The sequence below is a fragment of the Amycolatopsis sp. cg9 genome, assembly GCF_041346945.1.
Classification (GTDB): domain Bacteria; phylum Actinomycetota; class Actinomycetes; order Mycobacteriales; family Pseudonocardiaceae; genus Amycolatopsis.
The window spans coordinates 6,310,152-6,332,110 of the sequence record NZ_CP166850.1; the positions used below are offsets into that span (position 1 = coordinate 6,310,152).

14 protein-coding genes and 1 pseudogene are annotated in these 21,959 nt (G+C 70.5%); 5 read left to right on the plus strand and 10 right to left on the minus strand.

The genetic code is table 11. The features are described from left to right. Positions 1 to 77: 77 nt before the first annotated feature. The 6 genes from AB5J73_RS29375 to fabG all read right to left on the minus strand — a co-directional run bounded on the left by AB5J73_RS29375 (position 78) and on the right by fabG (position 5,928). Positions 78 to 1,172 (minus strand): acyl-CoA dehydrogenase family protein, encoded by a 1,095-nt coding sequence (locus AB5J73_RS29375; protein ID WP_370961905.1) that lies wholly within the window; start codon positions 1,170 to 1,172, stop codon positions 78 to 80. Beyond that, complete coding sequence (locus tag AB5J73_RS29380) at positions 1,169 to 2,353, minus strand: acyl-CoA dehydrogenase family protein (RefSeq protein ID WP_370961906.1); 1,185 nt, start codon at positions 2,351 to 2,353, stop codon at positions 1,169 to 1,171. The genes AB5J73_RS29375 and AB5J73_RS29380 overlap by 4 nt, the downstream gene beginning before the upstream one ends. Next, complete coding sequence (locus AB5J73_RS29385; protein WP_370961907.1) at positions 2,350 to 3,573, minus strand: acyl-CoA dehydrogenase family protein; 1,224 nt, start codon at positions 3,571 to 3,573, stop codon at positions 2,350 to 2,352. The genes AB5J73_RS29380 and AB5J73_RS29385 overlap by 4 nt, the downstream gene beginning before the upstream one ends. Further along, complete coding sequence (locus AB5J73_RS29390; RefSeq protein ID WP_370961908.1) at positions 3,574 to 4,599, minus strand: phosphotransferase family protein; 1,026 nt, start codon at positions 4,597 to 4,599, stop codon at positions 3,574 to 3,576. It abuts the gene before it with no gap. A gap of 109 nt (positions 4,600 to 4,708) precedes the next feature. Then, positions 4,709 to 5,161 (minus strand): MaoC family dehydratase, encoded by a 453-nt coding sequence (locus AB5J73_RS29395; protein ID WP_370961909.1) that lies wholly within the window; start codon positions 5,159 to 5,161, stop codon positions 4,709 to 4,711. 5 nt (positions 5,162 to 5,166) lie between these two features. After that, on the minus strand, positions 5,167 to 5,928 hold the full coding sequence (gene fabG, locus AB5J73_RS29400; RefSeq protein WP_370961910.1) for a 3-oxoacyl-ACP reductase FabG: 762 nt from the start codon (positions 5,926 to 5,928) through the stop codon (positions 5,167 to 5,169). A gap of 279 nt (positions 5,929 to 6,207) precedes the next feature. On the opposite strand from fabG, the pseudogene AB5J73_RS29405 reads away from it, so the two are divergent. Beyond that, positions 6,208 to 6,318: pseudogene (locus tag AB5J73_RS29405) on the plus strand (hypothetical protein); the annotation flags it as partial. Positions 6,319 to 6,425: 107 nt separating this feature from the next. Here the strand turns inward: AB5J73_RS29405 and AB5J73_RS29410 are convergent. After that, positions 6,426 to 6,602: a hypothetical protein gene (locus AB5J73_RS29410; RefSeq protein ID WP_370961911.1), complete on the minus strand. Its 177-nt coding sequence runs from the start codon at positions 6,600 to 6,602 to the stop codon at positions 6,426 to 6,428. Between the two features lie 9 nt (positions 6,603 to 6,611). On the opposite strand from AB5J73_RS29410, the gene AB5J73_RS29415 reads away from it, so the two are divergent. Together AB5J73_RS29415 and AB5J73_RS29420 are read left to right on the plus strand one after the other, a co-directional pair. After that, a complete protein-coding gene (locus tag AB5J73_RS29415; protein WP_370961912.1) occupies positions 6,612 to 6,818 on the plus strand; it encodes a hypothetical protein in 207 nt (68 codons plus the stop codon). Between the two features lie 302 nt (positions 6,819 to 7,120). Next, on the plus strand, positions 7,121 to 13,540 hold the full coding sequence (locus AB5J73_RS29420; RefSeq protein ID WP_370961913.1) for a DNRLRE domain-containing protein: 6,420 nt from the start codon (positions 7,121 to 7,123) through the stop codon (positions 13,538 to 13,540). A gap of 112 nt (positions 13,541 to 13,652) precedes the next feature. On the opposite strand, the gene AB5J73_RS29425 is transcribed toward AB5J73_RS29420, so the two are convergent. Continuing rightward, positions 13,653 to 14,816 (minus strand): hypothetical protein, encoded by a 1,164-nt coding sequence (locus AB5J73_RS29425; RefSeq protein ID WP_370961914.1) that lies wholly within the window; start codon positions 14,814 to 14,816, stop codon positions 13,653 to 13,655. A gap of 121 nt (positions 14,817 to 14,937) precedes the next feature. Here AB5J73_RS29425 and AB5J73_RS29430 point away from each other — a divergent pair, with 121 nt between their 5' ends. Together AB5J73_RS29430 and AB5J73_RS29435 are read left to right on the plus strand one after the other, a co-directional pair. Then, positions 14,938 to 15,300: a hypothetical protein gene (locus AB5J73_RS29430; RefSeq protein ID WP_370961915.1), complete on the plus strand. Its 363-nt coding sequence runs from the start codon at positions 14,938 to 14,940 to the stop codon at positions 15,298 to 15,300. A 211-nt stretch (positions 15,301 to 15,511) separates the two neighbouring features. Next, positions 15,512 to 18,889, plus strand: a complete 3,378-nt coding sequence (locus AB5J73_RS29435; RefSeq protein WP_370961916.1) for a CHAT domain-containing protein — start codon at positions 15,512 to 15,514, stop codon at positions 18,887 to 18,889. Positions 18,890 to 19,396: 507 nt separating this feature from the next. Here the strand turns inward: AB5J73_RS29435 and AB5J73_RS29440 are convergent. Then, on the minus strand, positions 19,397 to 19,834 hold the full coding sequence (locus AB5J73_RS29440; protein ID WP_370961917.1) for a hypothetical protein: 438 nt from the start codon (positions 19,832 to 19,834) through the stop codon (positions 19,397 to 19,399). A gap of 82 nt (positions 19,835 to 19,916) precedes the next feature. Beyond that, positions 19,917 to 21,908 carry an NAD-dependent DNA ligase LigA gene (gene ligA, locus AB5J73_RS29445; RefSeq protein WP_370961918.1) on the minus strand — a complete coding sequence of 664 codons (1,992 nt, stop codon included), beginning with the start codon at positions 21,906 to 21,908 and terminating at the stop codon, positions 19,917 to 19,919. Positions 21,909 to 21,959 lie beyond the last annotated feature (51 nt).

Here is a 21,959-nt window from a genome sequence, read left to right on the forward strand (position 1 = left end):
AATCGGTCAGCCCGTTTCTACCAGCTGACGCCGTGACGGCCACCTCGAGGAACCGAGGTGGCCGTCACGAACGGGGGTCACGCGGGCAGGTTCACCAGGTCGGCCAGGCGGGCGCGGTGCCGGCCGGGCGTGCCCAGCGCCAGCTCGTCCGCCTTGGCGCGCTTCAGGTACAGGTGCGCCGGGTGCTCCCACGTCATCCCGATGCCGCCGTGCAGCTGGATCGCCTCCTCGACGGCCTTGACCGCGATCGGCGCGTTGCGGGCCTGGGCGACCGCCACCGAGATCGGCACGTCGGTGGCCGTGGCCAGCGCGTCGGCGGCGTTGCGGGCCGCCGCGCGGGCGAGGACCAGTTCCGTGTACAGGTTGGCCAGCCGGTGCTTCAGCGACTGGAACCCGCCGACCGGGCGGCCGAACTGGTAGCGGCCCTTCAGGTAGGAAACCGTCTCCGTCAACGCCCACTCGGCGACGCCCGTCTGCTCCGACGCGAGGATGCCCGCCCCGAACAGCAGCGCCTGCTCCAGTGCCGCGGCCGCTTCCGGGCCCGAGGCCACCAGCACCGCCGGTGCGTCCGAAAGCGACACGTCGGCCACGCGGCGGGTCAGGTCGAACGAGACCAGTTCCGACACCGTCGCGTCGCCCGCGGAGACCACGTACAGCCCGGGACCGTCCGGGCCCGCGGCCGGGACGACGAGCAGGTCCGCCACCGACGCGTCGGCGACCGTGCCCACCCGCCCGCTCAGCGTGCCCTCGGGGGAGGCGGTCACCGACGACGGGAAGCCCGCGCCCGGCGCCGTCGTCAGCGGCACGGCCAGCGCGCCGATCGCCTGCCCCGCCGCGAGCTTGCCGACGAAGTCGCGGTCGCCGGTGTTCAGCAGCGCCGTCGTCGCCAGCACGACGCTGCCCAGGAACGGCACCGGCGCCACGCTGCGGCCCAGCTCCTCGGCCACCACGGCGACCTCGCGGGCCGACGCGCCGTGGCCGCCCAGCTCCTCGGGCACCGCCAGCCCGGCCACGCCGACCTCGTCGGCCAGCGTGCGCCACAGCTTCAGGTCGTAGCCCTCGGCCGTCTCGACCCGCGCCAGCAACGCCGAAGCGTCGGCCTTGTCCTTCAGCAGGTCCCGGACCGAAGCCCGCAGGTCCTCCTCGACGTCCGAATACAGCAGGTCAGTCATCGGGGGAGGTCCTTCCAGGCGACGTCCTTGTCGACACGCGGCTCCGAGGGCAGCCCCAGCACGCGCTCGGCGATGATGTTGCGCAGGACCTCCGAGGTGCCGCCCTCGATGGAGTTGCCCTTCGCGCGCAGGTAGCGGTAGCCGGCTTCGCGGCCGGTGAAGTCGACGATCGCCGGGCGCCGGAACGACCAGTCGTCGTAGGCCAGGCCTTCTTCGCCGAGCAGCTCGACCTCCAGGCCGGTGAGCGCCTGGTTCAGCTCGGAGAACGCGACCTTCATGGCCGAACCCTCCGGCCCGGGCGCGCCCGCGGTCAGCTGCTGGCGCAGCCGGGTGCCGGCCAGCCGCAGCGTTTCGGCTTCGACCCAGCGCTGCACCAGCCGGTCACGCAGCTCCGGCGTGCGCAGCTCGGGCCGCTCGCGCCAGGTCTTCGCGACGATCCCGATCAGCCCGCCTTCGCGCGGCTGGACGTGCCCGCCGATCGCGACGCGCTCGTTCATCAACGTCGTCTGCGCGACCTTCCAGCCTTCGCCGACCGCGCCGAGGCGCTGGGCGTCGGGGATCCGGACCTCGGTCAGGAAGACCTCGTTGAACTCGGCCTCGCCGGTGATCTGGCGCAGCGGCCGGACCTCGACGCCGGGCGCGGTCATGTCGCACAGGAAGTAGGTCATGCCCTGGTGCTTCGGGACGTCCGGGTCGGTGCGGGTGACCAGGATCGCCCACTGCGACTCGTGCGCACCCGACGTCCACACCTTCTGGCCGGTGACGATCCAGTCGTCGCCGTCGCGGACGGCCCGGGTGCCCAGTGCCGCGAGGTCGGAGCCGGCGCCCGGCTCGGAGAACAGCTGGCACCACACCTCCTCGCCGGTCCACAGTGGACGCAGGTAGCGCTCGCGCTGCTCCGGCGTGCCGAAGGCGAGGATGGTCGGCGCGGCCATGCCGAGGCCGATCCCGATGCGGCGCGGGTTGTTGTCCGGCGCGCCCGCGCCGGTGAACACACCGTCCACAACGGACTGCAGTGCGCGCGGCGCGTTCTGCCCGCCGAGGCCGGCGGGGAAGTGGACCCAGGCGAGCCCGGCGTCGAACCGGGCCCGCAGGAAGTCCAGCCGGTCCGTCGACGCGGGGTCGTGCGCGGCGAGGAACTCGGTCGCCTGGCGGGTCAGGTCTTCGGCGGTGACAGTCACTTCGCGCCCTCCGAGAGGTACTTCTTCAGCTCACGCCGGGCGAGTGAGCGCTTGTGGACCTCGTCCGGCCCGTCGGCCAGCCGCAGCGTGCGGTTGCCCGCCCACATCGCGGCCAGCGGGAAGTCCTGGCTGACGCCGCCCGCGCCGTGCACCTGCACGGCCTTGTCGAGGATCCACTCGACGGTGATCGGGGTGGAGATCTTGATCGCCTGGATCTCGGTGTGCGCGCCCTGGTTGCCGACGGTGTCCATCAGCCACGCGGTCTTGAGCACGAGCAGCCGCTGCTGCTCGATCTTCACCCGCGACTCGGCGATCCAGTCCTGCACGACGCCCTGCTGCGCGATCGGCTTGCCGAACGCCTCACGCGAAATCGCGCGGCGGCACATGAGTTCCAGCGCCCGCTCGGCCATCCCGATGGCGCGCATGCAGTGGTGGATGCGGCCCGGCCCGAGGCGGGCCTGGGCGATCGCGAACCCGTCGCCTTCCCCGGCGATGAGGTTTTCGACCGGCACGCGGACGTCTTCGAAGATGACCTCGGCGTGCCCACCGTGGTCGCTGTCGTCGTAGCCGAAGACGTGCATGCCGCGCTTGACCGTCAGGCCCGGGGTGTCGCGGGGGACCAGGATCATGCTCTGCTGCTTGTGCGGCGCGGCTTCGGGATCGGTCTTGCCCATCACGATGAAGATCTGGCACGCGGGGTTCATCGCGCCGGAGATGTACCACTTGCGGCCGTTGACCACGTACTCGTCGCCGTCGCGCCGGATCGCGGTCTCGATGTTGCGGGCGTCGGAGGAGGCGACGTCCGGCTCGGTCATCGCGAACGCGGAGCGGATTTCCCCGGCCAGCAACGGTTCCAGCCACTGCTTCTGCTGCTGCTCGTTGCCGAACATGGCCAGCACTTCCATGTTCCCGGTGTCCGGCGCGGCGCAGTTGAGCGCGGTCGGCGCCAGCCGGATGCTGCGGCCGGTGATCTCCGCCAGCGGCGCGTACTGCAGGTTCGTCAGGCCCGCGCCGTGCTCGCCGGGGAGGAAGAAGTTCCACAGGCCGCGCTTGCGCGCCTCGGCCTTGAGCTCTTCCACGACCGGCGGCATCGCCCACGGGTCGTCGCGTTCGGCGAGCTGCTGCTCGAACACCGGCTCGGCGGGGTAGATGTGCGAGTCCATGAACTCGAGGAGCTTCCCGCGCAGCTCCTCGGTCTTCTCGTCGAACGCGAAGTCCATTTACTTCTCCTCTTTGAGAATCTCGTTGCCGTGCGAGATGAGCAGCGGGACACCGGCCCCGACGCCTTCGAAGCCCGCGCCGACCGTCTTGCCCTGCGTGTAGCGGTAGTGGATGCCTTCCAGGATCACGGCCAGCTTGAAGAACGCGAAGCTGACGTACCAGTTGAGCTGCGAGACGTCCCGGCCCGAGCGCTCGGCGTAGCGCCGCACGACCTCGTCGGTCGTCGGGTAGCCCGGCGCGGAGCTGGCGTTGGACACGAACTGCAGCGACACCTTGTCGCGCTCGGCGTAGGCCACCAGCAGCGCGAGGTCGGTGAGCGGATCGCCCAGTGTCGACATCTCCCAGTCGAGCACCGCGGAGATCTCGTCGGCTCCGTCGACCAGGACGTTGTCCAGGCGGTAGTCGCCGTGGACGATCGACGGCTTGCCGGACACCGGCACCGCGGCGGCGAGCCGGTCGTGCAGCTCTTCGATGCCGTCGAGGTCGCGGCTGCGGGAGGCGTCGAGCTGCTTCTTCCACCGCCGCAGCTGCCGCTCCAGGAAGCCGTCCGGCCGGCCGAAGTCGCCGAGCCCGACGGCGGCCGGGTCGACCGAGTGCAGGTCGACGAGCGTGTCGACCAGTGCGTCGGCGATCGCCCGGGTGCGTGCCTCGCCGAGCTCCGCGAGCTCGTCGGCGGTCCGGTAGGGCGTGCCCTCGACGAAGCTCATGACGTAGAACTGCGCCCCGATGACGTCGGTGTCCTCGCACAGCAGGAGCGCCTCGGGCACCGGCACGGCGGTGTCGCGCAGGCCCGAGATCACCCGGAACTCGCGGGTCATGTCATGCGCGGTCGGCAGCACGTGCCCGAGCGGCGGGCGGCGCACCACCCAGCGCGACCGGCCGTCGCCCACCACGTAGGTGAGGTTCGACCGGCCGCCTTCCACGACGTCCGCGGTCAGCTCCCCGGCGACCAGGCCGGGCCGGTGCGCGTCCAGGTGGGCGCGCAGGCGGCCCAGGTCGAGGCCCGGCGGGTCGGTCGGGTTCATCCAGCCTCCTCAAGCGTCTTGCGAGGGAGCATACCGACTAGTCGGTATGACGTACAGAGAGTGCCGGGAAGCGTCACTTTCCCTACGAAAGTGACGCTTCCCGGCGGTGTCACGCGAGGAACCGGGTGACCCACTCGGCGACGCAAGCGGGCTTCGCTTCGCCGTCGATCTCGACCGTCCACTTCGACACCGCCTGCTTGCCGCCCGGGATGTCGGTGACCTCCACCAGCTCGGCCCCGGCGCGCACCTTCGAGCCGACCTTCACCGGCTGCGGGAAGCGGACCTTGTTGAGGCCGTAGTTGATGCCCATCTTGGTGCCGTTGACCCGGTAGATCTTCGGCCCGAACGCCGAGAGCAGCGACAGCGTCAGGAAACCGTGGGCGATCGTGCCGCCGAACGGGCCCGCGGTCGCGCGCGGCTCGTCGACGTGGATCCACTGGTGGTCGTCGGTGGCGTCGGCGAACTGGTTGACCCGCTCCTGGGTGACCGTCAGCCACTCGCTGTACCCGAGGTGCTCGCCGACCGCGGCGGCGAAGGCGTCGAGGTTGTCGAATTCGCGCACGATGCTCAGTCCTTCGGTCCGCCGGCGACGTAGATGACCTGGCCGGACACGAATCCGGCACCTTCACTGACCAGGAACGACGCCAGGTTGGCGATGTCGTCGGGCGTGCCGACGCGCTGCGCCGGGATCTGCGACGCCGCCGCGGCCTTGAAGTCCTCGAAGCTCATGCCGAGCCGCTCGGCGGTCGCCGCGGTCATGTCGGTGGCGATGAAGCCCGGCGCGATCGCGTTCGCCGTGACGTTGAACTTGCCCAGCTCGATGGCGAGGGTCTTGGTGAAGCCCTGCATGCCGGCCTTCGCGGCGGAGTAGTTGACCTGGCCGCGGTTCCCCAGTGCCGACGTGCTCGACAGGTTGACGATCCGGCCGTACTTCTCCTGCGTCATGTACTTCTGCACCGCGCGGGTCATCAGGAACGAACCCTTGAGGTGCACGCCGAGCACGGAGTCCCACTCCTGCTCGGTCATCTTGAAGATCAGGTTGTCGCGGGTGATGCCGGCGTTGTTGATCAGCACGACGGGCGGGCCGAGCTCGTCGGCGACCCGGCCGACGGCCGCCTCGACCTGCTCGGCGTCACTGACGTCCAGCGCTACACCGACGGCCTTGCCACCCTTCGCGACGATCGCCTCGGCGCCCTGCTTGACGCCGGCCTCGTCCAGGTCCAGCAGCGCGACGGCGAAACCGTCCTCGGCCAGCCGCGCGGCCACGGCGGCACCGATACCGCGGCCGGCACCGGTGACCACGGCGACACGGGAAGGGGAATCGGTCACGGGGGACCTCCTCGTCGTTGAGAAGCGGGCTCGTGCCCGCGAGCCTACTAAGCAGTTGGTCACCCGACGATACGCGGGAGGAGTTCCCGATGTGGCGCAGGCATGCGCAGGATCATAGCCGTGTCGGACGGCCGGAAGCCCGGCTACTCCAGGTGGGGGAACCCGGTTCGGGTGGTCCGGGTGCGGCACCCTTGACTTGCCGCCCATCGCCCACCGCGGGCCGCCGGGGCCGGGAAAGGGGCGTGCGCCGCGCTCGCCGCACCCGGCACCGCTCCGGCGATGCCGCACCGCGGCGACCTCGAAGGCGGCGCCGACCGCATCCGCGGCGGCGACGGCCACGACTCGATCCACGGCGGCTACGGCGACGACCTGGCCAACGGCGATTCTGGCGGGGACACCGTCTTCGGCGACGACGGCGCGGACGTGCTGTGGGGCGGCAAGGGCGGCGCCGACGCGGCCAACCCGAACGACCGCGGCGTCAACGACTCGCTCGTCGACTACGTGCTCGGCGGCAAGGGTGCGACGACCGGCCCGTCGGTCGACCCGAACACCGGCGCGCTCGGCTCGGACATCATCGACTGGCGCCCGCGCGGGACGTACGGCTCACCCGGCTCGTCGACGTGTTCGGCGAACCCGTGGCCGCAGACGTTCGGCAACGGCAAGAACGCGGTCACGGTGGACCCGTGCTCGTGGTTCGAGCTGACGAACCTCGACAACGCCGACACTCCCCGGGCGCGGGCCAGGGCCCGGCGGACGTCACGACGGCGGGCACCCCGGCCTTCGACGAGCTGGCCCTGGTGTACCAGTCGGACCTGCAGGGCCACGGGGCCGGACCGGCGTTCCCGACCACCCCCGGCCACTTCGACAACCCGAACGCCTGCGCCCCCTGAGCGGGGACCGGCCAAGGCGGGCGCCCGGATCCCGGGCGCCCGCCTTCTTGCTGCGCGACGCCGCCAGGGCGGGGCCGCTGCGGGACTAGTCCGATCGGGTAGCGCGGTGGCGGAGGCTAAACCTCGCGACGGCACACGCGTGTGGCGTGCGACAACACGTTGTTTTCACACAGTTCGCGTTTTCGAACCAGCGATTCGCCCCCGACCGCGGGAGCGCGCTCGCCGGCCGAGTCATCGAGGTGGGGTCCGTGTCTTTTTCGGGATTGGTCTTCGCGCCCAGACGGAGATCGCTGGCGGCTCGAATGGTGTCGGTCACGACGGTGGTGGCGCTGGCACTCGGCGCCGCCACGGTGATCGAGACCGTCGCGACCGCCGCGCAAGCCCCGGTCGCGCCGGTGCACGTGGAGTCGCGGCCGGACGTGGTGTCCGCGGCCGTGTCGGCGCGGGCGCAGGGGTCGCGCGTCGAAGTGGAGTCGTTGCGCACCGAAACGTCGACGACGTGGTCGAATCCCGAGGGGACGCTGACGACGGAGGCGCACGGCGCGCCGATCCGGTTCAAGGACACCACCGGCCGCTGGCGCCCGGTGGACCTGGCGTGGCGCAAGAACGCGGACGGCACGGTGGCGCCCGCCGGTCACCCGATGGGGCTGGCGCTGGGGCGCAAGAACGCGAAAGCGGGCACGGCGTTCGTCGCGGCGGCCTCGGACCCCGCCCGTCAGGTCGAATGGCTGACGCCGTGGACGCTGCCGGAACCGGTGCTGGACGGCACCAAGGCGACCTACGCCGACGTCCAGCCGGGAATCGACCTGGTGATGCACACCCGCCGCTCCGGGTTCGAGTACGACTTCGTGGTCAAACGCCGGCAGGCGACCGCGCCGTCGTGGCGGATCCCGTTGCACCTCAAGGGCTTGACGGCGAAGCAGCAGCCGGACGGCACGATCGACTTCCTCGACTCGGCGAACAAGGTGCACTCGAGCATCCCGGTGCCGCTGATGTGGGACGCGGCGGTCGACCAGCGCAGCGGCGAACCCGTCAACCGTGCCAAGGTCGGCACGGCGGTGGAGACCGCGGGCAACGGCGCCGCGACGCTGGTGATCACGCCGGACCCGGCGTGGTTCACCGACGCCAAGCGGACGTACCCGATCACGGTCGACCCCACCTACGCCTCCGGCACGGCCTACTCCAGCTTCGACACCTGGGCCCAGACGGACTACACGACCGACCAATCGGCCTCCCCGGAACTGAAGCTGGGCACGTACAACGCCGGCGCGGTCAAGGCCCGCTCGTTCCTCAACTTCGCGGTCGCGCCGTTCAAGGGCAAGCAGATCGTCAGCGCGAACCTGTTCCTCTTCGAAACCTGGTCCTACTCCTGCACCGCGTCCGCGTTCGTGGTCAAGAGCTCCACCCCCGCGACCACGGCGACGCGCTGGACGTCGCAGCCGACCATCGGCGCCCAGTACGGCTCGGCCTCGTGGGCCAAGGGCCACGACGGGAACTGCCCGGCGGGCCGGGTGTCCGTGCCGATCACCGGCCTGGTCCAGGCGTGGTCGAACGCGACGTACCCGACCGGCGGCCTGACCGTGATGGCGGCCAACGAAGCCGATTCCAACTCGTGGAAGAGATTCCACTCCAGTGAAGGCTCGGCGGACCCCTACATCTCCTACACCTACAACCGGCCGCCCGCCGCACCCGCGATCCCGACGGTCACCGAAACCCTCGGCTACGCCGCGCCGGGCGGAGCGACCTACTACTACTCCGCCGGCCGACGGCCATGGGTGCAGACCAAGGGCACCGACGCCGACGGCAACACGGTCCGCTACGAGTTCGAGTACCACACCTCGACCGTGGTGTCCTCGACGACGCTGAAAGCCAGCTGCACAAGTTCGGCATACGCCTCCGGGACCACCGCGGGCTGCCGGCCCACCGCTGAACTCCCGGACAACACGGCCATCGTCGTGCGGGCGAGGACCTTCGACGGCTCGCTGCGCTCCGGCTGGTCGGGGTGGGTCCTGATCCGCGTCGGTTCGGCCGTGCCCGCCGCTCCGACGATCACCTGCCCGTACGCCGACGGTTCCTGGACCGACACGCCGCCCGCGGCGAACTTCACCTGCACGATCGCCGCGCCCGGTCCGGGCTTCAACGCCCCGGGATACGTCAGGGTCACCGTCGACGGCCAGCTCCGTCCCACCAACTTCACCGGCGGCGCACCGGGGCAGCTCAAGATCACTCCCTCCAGTGACCCGAACGTCGGCAAAGCGGTCATCACCCTGCCGAGCTCCCAGGGGCTGCACACCATCAAAGCCCAGGCCGAAACGCCGGCCGGCAAGCTGTCCACCGCCGCGAACTACTCGTTCGGCTACGGTGGCTCGACGTTGAGCAGCCCCGCGGTCAGCCCGCGGCTGACGACGACCGGCGCCGTCAAGATCGCCGCGTCCGGTCCGCCCAAGGGCAGCTCCGGCACGCCCACGGCGTCGGTGCGGTGGCGGCTGTCCGGCTACGGCGGTGCGAACGAATCGACCGGGTGGAACACCGCGGCCAGCGCCCCGCTGACGGTCACCGACAACGGCGCCGCCGGGGTGACCGTGGCGGGGACCTGGAACACCACCGCCGACACGCAGGACGGGCAGCTCGACGCCGACCCGAACACCGCCGGCGTGCAGCCGACCCCGCTGAACGACCGGCAGCCGGTGCTGCTGGACGTCCAGGTGTGCCTGACCTACACGAGCACGACGCAGTGCACCTGGTCGCAGACCAAGAGCAGCGTGCTGCGGGTGCCGCACGCGTTCGGCAACGGCTTCCCCACGGCCGACGTCGGACCGGGTCAGGTGGCGCTGTGGACCGGCGAGTTCGCCACCGAAGCGACGGACATCTCGGTGCCCGGCTACACCGGCGATCTGACCGTGTCCCGGTCGCATTCCACCTTCGCCGGCGCCAACGACACCGTCAGCGGCGTGTTCGGCCCGGGCTGGACCGCCGGGTTCGACGGCGCCGAAGCCGGCGTCGCGGGCATGCAGGTCATCGACAACACCCGGACCGACGGGACGATCGCGCTGGTCGACGGCGACGGTTCGTCGATGGTCTTCGAGTCGCCGAGCGGCAAGCGGCGCACCACCGCGACGCTGGAAGCCGGCACGTGGGTACCGGCGGAGGAGGACGCCGCCCAGGCCAGGGCCAAGCTCACGGTGAGCGGTGCAGGCGCCGAGACCGTCATCGCCTACACCGAGGACGACGGCACGACGACCACCTTCGTCACGACCGCCGCCACCGCGCCGTCCGCCACCGCGGCCGGGAAGTTCCGGCCGGCCGGCATCGCCGAGCCCGGGGTACCGGGAAAGACCGCGTACAGCTACGACGCCGCCGGCCGGGTCGCCCGCATCGTGGCGCCTTCGGCACCCGGTGTCGGGTGCACCGACGGGCAAGGCGGGTACACCAACGCGATCGGCTGCCGGTCGCTGCGGTTCGACTACGGCACTTCCGGCTCGGCCACCGGCCGGTTGACCGCCGCCTGGCTGGACATCTTCAACCCGGACAAACCCGGTGGCGCCGGTATGGATTCGATCAAAGTCGCGTCCTACGGCTACGACGCGGCCGGACGGCTCGCGACCGCGACCGATCCCCGCAGCGGCCTGTCCACCGCCTACGGCTACGACCCGGCCGGCCGCCTCACCTCGATGACGCCGTCCGGTCAGATCCCGTTCCAGCTCACCTACACCGCCGCACCGGACGTCAAGCTGGCCAACGTGAAGCGGGACCGGCCGGCGGGCGACCCGGCGGGCGGGACCGCCACCCTCGCGTCGTTCGTCTACGACGTACCGGTCTCGGGCGCCGGGCTGCCCGATCTTTCCCCGCAGTTCGTGGCCGGGTGGGACCAGCGGTCGGCGCCGGTCAAGGGGTTCGCGGTCTTCGGGCCCGAACACCCCGTCGGTTCCACCTCGCCGTCGGGGGTCGCCGCCGGTGACTGGGAGTTCGCCGAGCTGCAGTACGCCGACAGCGAGGGCTACACGGTGAACACCGCGGAGTTCGGCGCGGGCGCCTGGCAGTACACCGCCGTCGACTACAACGCCAAGGGCAACGAAATCCGGACGCTGGACCAGCGAGCACTCCGGCAGATCATCGACGGCCAGCAGACCGCGGCCGATCAGCTCGCGTCGATCACCGCTTACAACCAGGACGAAACCCTGATCACCGACAGCTACGGACCGGCGCGGATGGCGACCTTGCGGGACGGCACCGCGAAGCTCCTCCGCACGCACCGCAAGATCGAATTCGACCAGGGCGCCCCCAACGGCGGCGTCAACCCGGCCACCGGGCTGCCGTACCGGCTGGCCACGACCGAGACCACGTTCGCCAACGACCCCGGCACCGGCCAGGACGTGGAGGTGGTCAGCCGCACGTTGACCGACTACGCGCCCCCGGTGGCCGGCGACCCCGACGGCTGGGCGTCCGGTCTGCCCGGCCGGGTGACCACCGACGTGGACCTGAACGGCACGGTGTCGCCGGGCGACGTCAGCCGGGTCACCCGGTACGACGCCGAGAACCGGGTGGTGGAGACGCGCCAGCCGACGTCGGACGGGACGGACGCGGGCACCACCGAGACGGTGTACTACACGGCAGCGGCCACCACGGCGCACCCCGAATGCGGCGCGAAACCCCAGTGGGCCGGCCTGGTCTGCGCCAAGGTCCCGGCGGCGGCGCCGTCGGCGGGACCGCCGCTCCCGACGACCACCACGACGGGTTACGACTACCTGCTGGCTCCGTCCACCGTGACCGAGAAGTCGGGGGCCGTCACCCGCACGCGGACCATCGCGCACCTCGCCGACGGACGGGAAGCGGCGGTCACGACCTCGGTCACCGGCTTGGCCGGGTCGACCCCCACCACCACGAAGGAGACCGCCTACGACCCGGTCACCGGCGCCGCGACGACCACCACCGCCCGGAGCGCGGACGGCACCGTCGCGGCCGTCGTCACCAAGGGGTACGACGCTTGGGGGCGGCAGATCAGCTACCAGCCGTCCGGGGAATCGGCGACGACGACGGTCTACGACGCCGGCGGGTCCGTGGCGACCGTCACCGACGCGAACGGGTCCACCCGGTACAGCTACGACGGGGTGGACGCGGCCGGGGCCACCGAGCGGCGCGGCCTGCTCACGAAGGTCGAGGTGACCACGGCCGGTTCGACCTGGACCTCCGCCGGTGCCTACGACGCCGGAAGTGACCTGGTCACGCAGCAGTTGCCGGGCGGGATGACCCAGCGGACGGAGTTCGACAACACGGGCACCCAGACCGGGCTGACCTACACCGGAGCCGACGGCGGCTGGCTGTCCTGGTCGCTGGACAACGACGCGACCGGGCGGGTCGTGCGCGAATGGACGCCGGACGGCGCGGCCTTCACCGGGCCGGCCGCCGGCGACGAACCGGGCGACGTCGGCGACGCCCAGCCCTACGACCGCGGCTACGCCTACGACGGGGCCGGCCGGCTCACCGAAACCCGGGACCGGACGGCCGCGGCCACCGGCGTCGACGTCACCGATCCGGAGACCGCACCGGGCTGCGTCACCCGCGCGTACTCGTTCGACGGCAACGACAACCGGCTGGGCAAGGCGACCAGGCCCGCCGCGACGGACGGCTCCTGCAGCGGCACGGGCGGCACCACGGTGTCGCGCACGTTCGACAGCGCCGACCGGCCGGTCACCGGGTACGGCTACGACGAGCTGGGCCGCACCCGGGTCCTGCCCGCCGGGGACGCACCCCAGCAGGCCGGCGGCGCGGTGTCGCTCGACTACTACGACGGCGACCAGGCCCGGGCCATCACGCAGAACGGGGTCACCACGACGTTCACCCTCGACGCGCTGGACCGGCGGCTGTCCGAAACCGTCACCGGCGGCGGCACCACGACGGTGAACCTGCGGCACTACACCGACGGCTCGGACAACCCGACGTGGGTCAGCGCGGGCGACGCGACCCGCCGTTACGCGGAACTCGTCGGTGACGGTCTCGCGCTCACGGTGGACCAGGCCGGCGTCGGCTCGCTGACCCTGACCGACCCGCACGGGGACGTGGTGTCCACTGTGGACCTGCCGTCGGCCGCGAGCACCGCCACGGCGTTGAACGGCTGGAACGACTACGACGAGTACGGCAACCCGGCCGCCGCCAACACCAACCAGACCGGCCCGGCGGCGTACGGCTGGCACGGCTCGGCACAGCGGGCGGTGTCCGGCGCCGGCTTGACCCTCATGGGAGCCCGCCTCTACAACCCGGCGACCGGCTTGTTCCTCACCGTGGACCCGGTCCGCGGCGGCAACACCAACGCCTACAACTACCCGGCCGACCCGGTCAACACGGCCGACCTGACCGGCCAGATGAACAAACAGGAGGGCGGAGGCGGCGGCTGTGCCTGCAAGAACGGCACGAAGGCCAAGAAGAACGTCGTCAAGAAGCTGAAGAGAGCGAAAAAGCTGCTCCGCAAGGCTTCGGCGAAGGCCAAGCGCAAGCTCGGGAACACGCTGAGCAAGGCCTTGAACCGCATCCAGCGGGCGAACTTCCGGAGCATCGACATCGTCTGCTTCATCGCGATCATGTCCCTGATCTCGGCGATAGCCTGGTTCATCGGCTCCTTCACACCGTGGACGTGGTGGGGCATCGCAGCCGCCGCGGCGGCGATCGTGGCCGCGTACGCGTTCGTGCAAAACGCCTGCTTCGGCTGGACGAACTACCGGTTGTGACGGCTTGCCGTCCGATGTGAACCACGGCTGAAGGCGGCTCTCGCCGTACGGTGAGAGCCGCCTTCAGCTTTTCGCATTCCGCGTGTCCGGGGTCAGGTTCGCGTTCCGCGCCCTAGTCGGCGCCCGAGCGCATTCGCGTGTAGTCCTTGACTTTTTCGAGCGCGAAAGCGGTCGATTTGGAGTTCGGCGATATGACGGCTACGGCTTCGGCAAATTTCAACAACGTTTCGGGATGATGTACGATGCATGCTTTCGCAATAGCGGAGATGTGCGGTCGGGTTATCGGTATCTCTTCTACGCCGAGGTCGACACCAAGGGCCTCCATGAGCGTCTCGATGGCAAGATTCCGGCCGGCGAGTTCGCGTAGTTCGGGTACTCTTTCCAGGGCGTCGACGACTTCGTCGAGGTCTCTGGTGCTCGAAACCACGCGCGGCGACGGTCTCGTGTCGAGCATGGCTCTGGCTTGAGCGGTCGACGGACCGTCCGATCCCATCATCATGTCGACGATGTCCAGCAGTCTGACGAGAGCGCCTGGTTGCTTGCGGCATGCCAGAACGATGGCGAAGAGGTGTGGCCGTGCTGCCGGGTGCTCGGCGATGGCCAGACTGAATTCCAGATCTTCGGTGAGAATCTGGAGGGCGAGGCGCCGCCCGTCGGCTTCGCGAAGGGCTTTGAACTGAAACAGCTGGTCGACGAATTCCCCGAGTCGGCGGTGAAATTCCTGGCCACCGGGTAGTGAAAGATTTTCGCTCGCGGTCGAGGGGCTTCCGGCGCTGGTCCGCGACTCGGATGAGGTCGGGGGTGCATCGGCGACGGGCGTGGTGTGGAACGTGCCATCGTGTGCGTTCTGCCACAACTGCTCGAACGAATCGAGGATTGCTTCTTCGTTGCGAATGCGCCCCAGCTGGATGAACGCCGCAACGACCCAGAGCATCACGTTCCGGTTCGGCAGCTCGACGGTGATCAATGCCCTGTGGCAGGTGGTCGTCGAGAAGGGACGACTGCCGGTGCCGTCCTCGGACCAATTGTGAGCGATCCAGCGGGCGACTTGAGCGACGCTCGGATAGCCGGCTTTCGCGTGCAACTGGTGCAAAGCGGTATTGAGTGTTCGGAGCGGGCCGGGAGGCAGGTCCGGCTGGTGCCAAGTGCGGCCCATGGCGTCCTCCTCTCGTGGCATCACGCGACGTAACTCATCGTAAACCGGGTTGGTGACGATCAGCCCGCGCGATCGGAGTTCGTCGGGCCGATGGCGCTCGGACTTGGTCCGGAACCGCACTTGTGGGGAGGAGCTCAGATGGGCGTAACGAGTTGTCAGCGGGGATAAATTCGCTCCTGACCTGCTGGAATAGTGGGTCCTGGCGGTAAGGCGTACCTGGCGAGCAGGAGTGGGAGCGGACATGGACAGACCGCGTGCGCGGCGACGGTCAGAGAGCGGTGCGGTTTTGGACTCGGCCGGATGGAGGCAGCTGGCCCGCCTGGTCGAGCTGGCCTTCGCCGGTGAGCGCGAGTCGTTCGTGCGCATGCTCGTGGTCCTCGTTGTCGTCGCGTCGGTGGGGCTGGCGGCGATCGGCTTGCTCGGACCGACGCTCGTCGGGGGCGTCGGCGGCGGGGCGATGCTGCTGAGTGCGTTCCGCCGGCGATCATCGTTTTGGGAATCTTCGCGGCAAGTCCGCGGATCCTGTCCCCGATGCGCGGGTACGGCAAAGGCAATTCCCGAGATGTCCCGTGCTGTTCAGGGCGCTTCATCGGCGACGCAGTGAGCTTTCCTCGTCCCGGAAGCGCTGGACGTCGTCGTGCGGGCGGCGTACGGCATCGGCTTTCTCGCCTGGCTCGCCGACACCAGGGTCTTTCGCTTCCGACTACGCCTTGATCGCGATCTTCGACAGCCTTCTCCGTGGCGCCTTCCCTGCTCGGAAGCGGGCGAGGCGCTACCGTATCGGTACGTCAGCGAGAGGGTGATCAGGAGGCTGGGTGGCGGAGCACGGTGACGCACCGCCCTTCGAGCCGACGACCTATCGCGGGCCGCAGTTGCCGGTTCCACGAGAGCTGCCTCCCGATATCTCCGGGTTCATCGGCCGGACCGAGCAGCTCGACGAGCTCGACCGGCTGCTCGACGGTTCCAGGACCACGACCTCCGTCGTGATCTCCTCGCTCTCCGGCACGGCGGGAGTGGGGAAGACCGCCTTGGCCGTGCACTGGGGTCACCGGGTGCGTGAGCGGTTCCCCGATGGGCAGCTCTACGTCAACCTGCGTGGCTATGACGCGGAGGACCCTGCTGCGCCCGAAGACGTGCTGGCCGATCTCCTGCGTGCGCTCGGTATCGCCGAGGCCACGATGCCGGCCGGCCTCGATCGCAGGGCCAGCATGTACCGGTCGATGGTGGCCGATCGGCGCATCCTGGTCGTCCTGGACAACGCCCGTACGGCCGATCAAATCGAGCCCTTGCTGCCGGGAACGGTCAGCTGCTTCGTGGTAGTCACAAGCCGTGACGCCCTTCCGGGCCTTTCGATCACCCAGGGGGCCTCCCGGGTGACCGTCGACCTGCTTTCGCACGAAGACGCGGTGGAGCTCCTGCGACGGCGGCTCGGGAAGCGCGTGGACGACGAGTTCGCCGCGGCGGACGAGCTGGTCGAGCAGTGCGCGTGTTTGCCGATCGCGCTGCGCATCGTGGCCGAGCTGGCCCTGGCGAGGCCGCTGTCCAAGCTCGGCGACCTCGTCCGCGAGCTCGCCGATGAACAGCGGAAGCTGGCGATCCTCGGTTCGAGCGGCCACGCGCGTGTTGCCGTGCGTTCGGTGTTCTCCTGGTCGTACCAGCAACTGAGTCCGCTGCAGGCACGAGCGTTCCGGCTGATGAGCGTGCCGCCCTCCGGCTGCGCCATCGACGACTACGGGCTGGCTGCCCTGGTCGGGGGCATCACTCTCGCCGAGGCGGGCGATGCGCTGCACAGCTTGATGCGCGTCAATCTCGTCCGGGAGGCCACGGACGGCAGATTCTTCCTGCACGACCTGCTGCGCGCCTACTCCGCGGAATTGGGCCGGGAATCGTCACACCGCAACGAACGAGAACACGCGCTCGATCGCCTGTTCGTCTACCACACGTACATGTCATGTCGAGCGCTCGATCTGCTCAGCCCCCAGCACGGCCGCAACCGGCCGGCGATACCCGGACCGGCCGGGCCCGCGTTGAAGCTGAAGAACGACGAACAGGCCATAGCCTGGTTGACCGCCGAGCGGCAAAACGTCGTGGCCATCGCGAGGCGATTCCGCGAAAAGGAGCCCGGGGATCCGCAAAGCCCGGTCACCGCACTCTGCCAAGTTACCGCCGAGCACAATCTGGGGCTGTTCGCGCGCTACGTCGGTGACGTGCCCGGTGCACTGCAGCACTTCGAACGGGCGGGTAGAGCGCTGGCGTCCTCGGAGCTCACCTACCTGAGGCGGATCTGGCTGGACCAGGCCGAAGCTCTGTTGCTGGCCGGCCTGTCGAACGAGGCGGCCAACAGCTTGGACGAAGTGATCGCGGCCGCCGAGCACGCGGTCGACGAGGTGGATCTCGCAGAAGCTGAGCTGCTCCGCGCGGTGGCGGCACTGCTCGACGGGAACGGTCGCGCCGCCCATGAATTCGCGCATGCCGCCGAACGGAGGTTCTCGGCGAACGGGGACATCGGCTGGTCCGCGATCGCGGCGCTGACCCGCTTGCGAGCGGACGTCAAGCTCGGACTGGCGACCGGAGCGGTCACCGGCTGGCTGGCCGGCTGCGCGGTGCGACTGGCCGACCGCCTCCGAGCCCTGAGGCTGGTCGACGAGTCCGCAGCGGCGCGTCTTCTGGCCGTTCGGGTTCTTCTCCGGCTGAGCCGGGTGGGGGAGGCCGAAGCGGAGATGGCCAGAGTGCCGAAGCCGCGCTACATGACGCCGACCGACCACCAGGTCCTTCGCTGGCTCTGCCGGGCGGAGATTGCGGTCGCGGTGGGTGATCGGCGGCGCGCTCTTTCGTGCGTGCGCAACGGGCTCATCGAGCTGGATCACCGCAACGACCGCCCCGCCGGGCCGGATCTGGCCGGCGGCACCGCGATGCACGCCCGCGAACTGGGACAGCTGGGAATCCAGATGATGCTCAGCGACCGGACGGCGGATCAGGACCCGCAGCGACTCTTTGCGTGGCTGGAACTCGCACGCGCGACGGCCTACCGCTACGAGTCGCCGATCGACGACCCGGTGCTCGCCGAACGCGTAGACGCGTTCCGCCAGCTGACCCGGTCGCTCCAGCTGGCCCAGTTGCGGGGTGAGCCCGCCGCCGAGCTGGTCTCCCGCCACAACACTCTGCAGCAAGAGATCTCTCGCCTCGGCCGGCAGGCCAACACGCGCGGTGGTTTCCGGCGGCGGGCCAGCTTTTCCCAGCTCACGGACCAGCTCGGCGACCGCGCTTTCGTGAACTTCCTGGCGATCGGCGAGACCCAGCTCGCGGTCGTGATCGCCGATGGGCACGCCCACGTCGTGCAGATCGGCAGCCGTCGCCGCGCGGAGGAACTCGCGTGGGAGCTTTACGCGGACATCGATGCCTACGCCCCTGACGACTTGCCCCTGCCCCTCGCCGAGGTGGTGATCGCCTCGGCGCGTCGGCGAGCCGGATCCCTGGACGACCAGTTGCTCGCGCCGCTGGCGAAGCTGCTGTCCGATCGCGAACTGGTGATCGTTCCGAGCGGGCCACTGCATTCGATCTCGTGGGGAGCGTTGCCCTCGCTGCATAGCCGTCCGTACGTGGTCACCCCTTCCGCAACGGCGTGGCTGGCGGCGGATCGTCCGCCGACCCGCGACCGCGCTGGTGAGACGGTCCTGATTCGCGGGCCCGGCGTCGAGGCCGACGGGAGTGAGTTCGAAGACCTGGTCAGGCTGTATCCGCACGCCATGTCCTTGAGCGGGCGGGATGCCACCGTCTCCGCGGTGCTGGAGCGCCTGGACGGGGCGGGGATGGCTCACCTGGCGGTTCAGGGCCAGCATGAGCCGGAGAACGCTTTGTTCTCACGGCTCGAGCTGGCGGACGGTCCGCTGTTCGCCCACGACGTCCTCCGGCTCGGAACGCCGCCGGCTCAGGTGGTGCTGGCGGCGAGCGAGCTCGCCTTGACCCACGTCAGGCCGGGCGACGAGCCGCTGGGGTTCGCCGGCGCATTGCTGGCGTCCGGTGTCAGCACGGTCGTGGCCGCGGTGACAAGGGTCGGCCGGAACGCCGCAACGCAGGCCATGACCGAGTTCCATCGACGGGTCTCGGCGGGGAGTCGGCCGGCGAGCGCACTTGCCGAGGTGACGGCACAGGACCCGTACCGGCGACCGTTCGTGTGCGTGGGTGCCAGCTGATCGGTCTTCGCAACGCTTGCCAGGCGAGCAGGGCGGCACCGGAGATCAGCTCGCCGATCGCTGAGCCACGGGTTGGCCCAGCGTGACAAATCTACGGGTAGTACCGGTTTGAGTTGCAGCGTGGCCGTGGTGGCCAGGTCGCGGACCGCCACCCAGAGCTTCTTGAACCGGACCGGGTCGCCGCCGAGGTGCCCGACGATTCCGGACACCACCTCCCACGACGGAAGCTCGCCCCGCTCAGCAGGTTCCCGATCGTGGTGTGGGACGCGCCGGTCGCCTTCGCGATGGTCGCGGGCTGAGGGGCGCCGGAGCTCCGGCGCAGCACCCGCAGCTCGGTGCACAGCCGGACGACGGCGGCCCGGGCCATGGTCGGGGTGGATCACCGGACGAGGGGAGAACGACCGTGCCGCACGACGTGCTGTACCTCGGGCTGCCCGCGGTCTCGGCGCTGACGTGGCTCGCCGGGTCGGCGATGATCCTGCGCGCCGCGGGGGCGGCGATGAGGTGTCAGCGGGGGCAGGGGCCGAAGTACAGGCACTCGATCGCCGCGCGGGGGGCGAGGGAGGCGGCGTGGGGTTCCAGTTCGTCGAGCAGGGTGGTGAGGCGGTCGAGGTCGGCCTCGCCGCCGGGGGTGAAGGGGACGAACCGCTCCGCCGTGTCGTGGACGGGGCAGCCGTTGGTGTGCAGGTTGCCCGCCGGCACGAGGGCGAAGACCTCGGTGCCGGTGTCGTCGAACGTGAAGTAGCCCTGCAGGCGGACCGGGGTCGTCGTCGCGACCTCGTTGATGTGCCGGCCGCCGAAGCTGGCGGGGTAGTGCCAGCCGGCGGTGGGGTCGTCGGCGAAGCGGTCGTGGCCCGGGTCCCGCCCGCCCGCCAGGTGCCAGCCGCGCGCGAGGAGGAACTCGTGCACGGCGAGCTGGCGGGCGAACAGCGGGTCGGTCGTCATCGTGGGTTCCCTCCCGAACGCGGCGATGTACCCACCCAGTGTCGTCCCCGGCGGTCCGCCACGACCGGGTGACCACCCCCCGCTACACGATCCCGGCGCCGATCAGCTGCTCCCAGATGACGCTCTGGTCGACGACCTCGACGCCGAGTTTCTCCGCCTTGGTCAGCTTGCTCGCGCCGACGTCGGCGCCGGTGATGAGGAAGTCCGTGCTCGCCGAAACCGACGAAGCCGTGGTGGCGCCCGCCTTTTCGCAGTGGCGCTGGAACGTCGGGCGGGGCACCTTCTCGCCCGAACGCGGGTCGCTGATCGCGCCCGTCACCACCACCGTCTTGCCCGCCAGGGGCGCCCCGGCCGCGACGACCGGGGGCAGGTCCTCCTCGCGGACGTCGAGGGATACGCCCGCCTTCCGCAGCCGTTCGAGCTCCGGGCGCAGCCGGGTGAGGTGCTCGATCAGCGAGGCCGCGACCTTCGGGCCGATGTCCTCCACCGCCACGAGCCCCTCCTCGCCCGCCTCGGCGACGTCTTCCAGCGAGCCGAAACCCGCTCGGCACAGGCGAGCCGCGGTGCCTTCGGAAGCCATCGGGATCGCCAGGCCGATCAGCGCGCGGCGCAGGCCGACCGCGCGGCTCGCGTCGATCGACTCGATCATCCGCGTGGCCGAGACCTCGCCGACGCGGTCGAACTCCAGCAGTCTTTCCTTGGTCAGCCCGTAGAAGTCCGACGGGTGCTCCAGGATCCCCGCCTCCGCCAGGCGTTCGATCCACACCCCGCCGATGGCGTCGATGTCCGCCGCCGCCCGCGACGCCCAGTGGATCAGCCGGCGCACGGTCTGCGCGGGGCAGGAAACGTTGGTGCAGAACAGTTCCCGGCTGTTGCCCTGCTCGGTCAGCGGCTGCCCGCACGACGGGCAGGCGTCCGGCGGGACGATCTCCCGCTCGGCGCCCGTGCGCTTCGACGCGTCGAGCACGCCGGCGACGAACGGGATGACGTCACCCGCGCGGCGCACCAGCACGGTGTCGCCGATCTTGATGCCGCGGGCGCGGATCACCTCCTGGTTCGCCAGCGTCGCGCGGGTGACCGTCGTGCCGCCCACGAACACCGGTTCCAGCCACGCCACCGGGGCGATCTTGCCGGTCTTGCCCACGTCCCAGACCACGTCGGCCAGCACGGTCGTCTTCTCCTCGGCGGCGAACTTGAACGCCAGCGCGCCGCGCGGCGAGCTCGACCGGGTGCCGGCCGCGGCGTACGCGTCACGATCCGCCAGCCGCAGCACCGCGCCGTCGAGGTCGTAGTCCAGCTCGTTGCGCTGCTGCTCGATGGTGGTGATCGCGGCCTGCGCGGCGTCCGCGCCGGCGCAGTGCCGCATGTCGGCCGCGGTGAACCCGAGCGCCACCAGCGCGCGCTCGAGGTCGGTGGCCGCGCTGTCGGGGTCGGTGTGCAGGTCGAAGGCGAAGAACCGCAGCCGCCGCTCGGCGACCGTCGCGGGATCCTTCGCGCGCAGCGTGCCCGCGGCCGCGTTGCGCGGGTTGATCAGCGGCTTGTCCGGGTGCGCGGTGTTGTACGCGGCGAACGTGGATCGCAGCATGACGGCCTCGCCGCGGACCTCGACCCGGCCCGGCGCGTCCACCCGATCGGGGATGCCGTCGGTCAGCGCGCGCACCAGCACCGTGACGTCGTCACCCGTCGTGCCGTCGCCGCGGGTGACCGCGCGCGCCAGCCGGCCGTTCTCGTAGACGACGGCCAGCGAAAGGCCGTCCAGCTTCGGCATGACCACGACCGGCTGGCCGGGGAAGCGGTCGAAGAACGCGGCGACCTGCTCGGGCTTGGTCGCCTTCTCCAGCGACAGCATCGGGCGCGAGTGCCGGATCGGCGCGTGCAGCACCGCCGGCGCGCCGACCTGCTCCAGGGGGTTCGGGTCGGGCGCGAGCTCCGGGTGCGCCCCGATCAGGCTCCGCAGCTCGTCCTCGACCGCGTCGTACTCCGCGTCCGCCACCAGCGGCGAACCCCGGTAGTAGGCGTCGCGCAGCGCGACGACGCGGTCGGCGAGTTCCTGGATGCGTTCCTGAGCGTTCACGGGGAGGACGTTACCGGGCACCACCGACAAAACCGGGACCGTGCTGGAGGA